Here is a 1282-nt window from a genome sequence, read left to right as displayed (position 1 = left end):
AAGAAAACATAACATTTGATGAAAAAGATAATTTAATTATTAAGGGAAATAATTTAATTGCTATTGCTTCTCTTTTAAAAAGATACGAAGGTAAAGTAAAATGCATTTACATTGATCCACCATATAACACAGGAAATGATAGTTTTAATTACAATGATTCATTTAATCATTCTACTTGACTTGTATTTATGAAAAATAGACTTGAGTTAGCAAGAAGATTGTTAAGTGAAGATGGTGTTATTTTTGTACAATGCGATGACAACGAACAAGCTTATTTAAAAGTATTGATGGATGATGTTTTTGGAAGAGGGAATTTTGTTGCTGATTTCATAAGAAAAACAAAAAGCACTACTAACGATGCTAAAACAGGTATTAATATTCAACATGAGAATTGCTTGTGCTTTGCAAAAAATAAAAATAATATAAATTTACTTGGTGGTCAGAAAAATCTTTCTAATTATAAAAATCCAGATAATGATCCTAATGGGGCTTGAATAAGCGATAACCCAAGTGCTGCAACAGGAACAAAAGAAAAAAGTTGATTTGGAGTTACTAACCCCTTTACTAATAAAATAGATTATCCACCAAAAGGTCGTTTTTGATTATTTTCTAAAAACACATTACAAAAACATATAGATGAAGGACGTATATGTTTCAAAAAAGAACACAAAGAAGATGAACGAGGATTTATTTATAAAAGATATTTAAAAGATTTAAAAACTACCAAACAAACATTAAATACACTTGACTTTATATCTAATGATTTTATGAACCAAGTAGCAACAAAGGAATCAAAGTTGTTAGGATTTGTTGATGATTTTTCATATCCTAAACCAGAATTTTTATTATTAAAAATTTTTGAACATTCAACTAAAGAAAGCGACCTCATCCTTGACTTCTTCCTTGGTTCAGGTACAACTGCAGTAGTAGCTCACAAAATGAATCGTAGATACATAGGTATTGAACAAATGGATTATATAAATGATATAACAGTTGAGCGTCTAAAAAAAGTTATTGACGGTGAACAAGGTGGTATCTCAAAATCAGTTAATTGAAATGGTGGTGGTTCATTTGTATACTGTGAATTACTTGAAAACGCAAATTCTTTAATCAATCAAATCCAAGAAGCAAGTGAAGAAAACATTTCAATCATTAAAAAGCTAATTTATTCTGATAACAGAATTGTTCCATACTTAACAACACAAGAATTGCAAGACGTTGACAAAGAATTTGAAACATTATCATTAAAAGATAAAAAACAAGCACTTATAAAATTAATAGA

Annotated in this window: 1 protein-coding gene; it reads left to right on the top strand. The window is 28.0% G+C overall.

Features of this window, described 5'->3' with window-relative positions; genetic code table 4:
* The coding region (locus BU00_RS04770) for a site-specific DNA-methyltransferase (protein WP_036459108.1) at window positions 1–1282 on the top strand (1282 nt) is incomplete at both ends.

Source organism: Mycoplasma leonicaptivi ATCC 49890 (assembly GCF_000622205.1).
GTDB classification, from domain to species: Bacteria; Bacillota_I; Bacilli_A; order Mycoplasmatales; family Metamycoplasmataceae; genus Mycoplasmopsis; species Mycoplasmopsis leonicaptivi.
The sequence above is the reverse complement of the archived record's forward strand: the minus strand, read 5'-3'. Positions and strand labels throughout refer to the sequence as shown.